This is a genomic window from Aeromonas molluscorum 848 (assembly GCF_000388115.1).
Taxonomy (GTDB): domain Bacteria; phylum Pseudomonadota; class Gammaproteobacteria; order Enterobacterales; family Aeromonadaceae; genus Aeromonas; species Aeromonas molluscorum.
The window spans coordinates 1-2,334 of record NZ_AQGQ01000269.1; the positions used below are offsets into that span (position 1 = coordinate 1).

The following is a 2,334-nucleotide window of genomic DNA, read 5'->3' on the forward strand; positions in this document are numbered from 1 at the left end:
CCCCACCCGCAGCTCGGCCGGGCCCTGGCGAGCTGCATGCGTAAACTCGATCCCTTCAGCACGGTGGCCGATTTGCCCCCCGGCAACGAGGCGCTGCGCCGCGCCATCGCCCAGCGCTACGCCAGCGACGGACTGGCAGTCGATCCCCAGGAGATCATCATCACCACGGGGGCCATGGAGGCGCTCTCTTTGAGCTTGCAGGTACTGACAGAGCCGGGGGACTGGGTGGTGGTGGAATCCCCCACTTTCTATGGCGCCCTGCAGGCCATAGAGCGACTGAAGCTCAATGCGGTGGAGATCCCGGTGATCCCGGGGGTAGGCATCGATCTCGCCCTGCTGGCCGGGGCGCTCGCCCAGCGCCCCATCAAGGCGTGCTGGCTGATGGGCAACGTGCAACACCCTTTGGGCCATACCATGCCGGATGGCCACAAGCAGGCGCTGATGCAGTTACTCAACCATCATCAGGTGCCCCTGGTGGAGGATGACGTCTATGCCGAGCTCTATGTCGGGCGCGAGCGGCCAAGACCCATCACCTATTGGGATGCGCGGGGAGAGAGTCTGCTGTGCGGCTCCTGGACCAAGTGCCTGGCGCCGGGTTTTCGAGTCGGCTGGGTGGTGGCGGGGCCTCATGCCGAGCGCATCCAGCGGCTGCAGCTGATGTCGACCCTGTCGACCAATGTGCCCAGCCAGCTGGCACTGGCCAAGATGTTGCGTCAGGGCGGGGTAGATGCCCATTTTCGCCGTCTGCGCCACACCCTGGCCCAGCGCCAGCAACAGATGCGGGCCGCCCTGCTGCGCCTCTTTCCGGATGAAGTGCGCATCAGCGCCCCCGATGGCGGCTACTTCCTCTGGCTGGAATTTGACCCCCGCCTCGATAGCCGTGCGCTCTATGCAAGCGCCATCGAGAGCGGCTTTTCGCTGGCGCCGGGGGCCCTCTTCTCCAGTCAGGGGCAGTACAACCACTGCCTGCGCCTCAACAGCTCCCATCCCTGGAGCCCCCAACTGGAAACCGCCCTCGTCCGGCTGGCGACGCTGGTCCACCAGCAGCTCGCCCCCCAGCAGGATGCCGGAAACAACAAGGCCCCGTGACGGGGCCTTGCGGACAATGCCGTTGAACAGGGAGGGTGCCAGTCAGAGGACGCTATCTGGCATAGGTCTCGGACTGTCGCTTGAAACCCAGGGACTCGTAGAGCGATCGGGCTCGATCATTGAATGACATGACCTCCAACTTGAGCTGGCTGACCCCCTTCGCCTTTGCCCAATGGTCACAGTGGACGATCAGCGCCTTGCCGATCCCCCGGGATCTGTGGTGTTCATCCACCACCAGGGTTGTGATGCGGCAGACCGGCAGTTTGGTCAGAAACGGAATGGTGTCATTGATGTCGATCCGGGCGCTCAGAAACCCCACCACCACCCCATCCAGCACGGCGACACAAAACTGGCGCCCTTCGCTCTGGATGGCATCCAGCAGAAACGCTCGCTGCTGCGAAGAGGGGGGACAGAACACCTCGGGAGCCTGCTCGAAGTGGATCTGCCCTATCTGCCGATCCAGTTCGACAATGGCGTCGAGATCCTGCTCGGTTGCCTTGCGTATTTCCACTGTGTGCTCCTTTTGCTGCGGTTGGCTGACAACGTGCCCCTCTGGCCTGGGGAAGGCTCATCATAGGGGGCATCGGCACCATGATAAAGGGTCAAATGTATCCTTTCATGGCACCAGATCACACCAATGGCCACAAACGACAAGGCCCCATGATGGGGCCTTGTGCAACCTGTGAACCCCGGGCTCAGCCCGGCGCCCCCAGCTGGGCGACCTGGCGCTCTATGCTCCCCTTGAGGTTGTCATCGAGCTTGAGGGCGCGCGCCAGCTCGTCCAGATAACCGCGCTCCATGAAGTGATCCACTTCGATGGCGAGCAGGGAGGCGAGGTAGACCTCGGTCGCCAGCTCCATGTCGGTCACCTCCCGCGCCAGGATGTGAGGATCGAGGGGGCGGGAGAGCTCGGCGTCAATCCAGCGGGCGGCGTCGGGTTGACCCTGCTCGGTCAGGTAGTCCTGGATCTTCTGGCGCTCGGCGGCGTCGATGTGGCCGTCGGCCCGGGCCGCCGCCACCATGGCCCGCACCAGCAGGTTGGCCCGGGCATCCAGGGCCTTGCCCTCCAGGGTGTCCAGGGGCTGGGTCGGCTGGGCCGGGCTGGACTGCTGGGCCTGCCAGTCCTGATAGAGTTTGTAGGCCAGACCGCCGAGGGCGGCCGCGCCGCCCACTGCCGCGACCTTGCCGCCATACTTGCGCATCTTCTTGTTGCCCAGCAGCAAGGCCATGGCGCCAGCAGCCAGT

General features: G+C 64.6%; 3 protein-coding genes. 1 reads left to right on the forward strand and 2 read right to left on the reverse strand.

Features of this window, described 5'->3' with window-relative positions; genetic code table 11:
• The coding region (locus tag G113_RS19795; RefSeq protein WP_005913035.1) for an aminotransferase-like domain-containing protein at nt 1–1,089 on the forward strand (1,089 nt) is incomplete at its 5' end.
• A gap of 52 nt (nt 1,090–1,141) precedes the next feature.
• On the opposite strand, the gene G113_RS19800 is transcribed toward G113_RS19795, so the two are convergent.
• Nucleotides 1,142–1,600 (reverse strand): GNAT family N-acetyltransferase, encoded by a 459-nt coding sequence (locus tag G113_RS19800; RefSeq protein ID WP_005913037.1) that lies wholly within the window; start codon nt 1,598–1,600, stop codon nt 1,142–1,144.
• Between the two features lie 184 nt (nt 1,601–1,784).
• Nucleotides 1,785–2,334, reverse strand: a 550-nt coding sequence (locus tag G113_RS19805; protein WP_040319430.1) for a tellurite resistance TerB family protein, incomplete at its 5' end; no start/stop codon positions are given.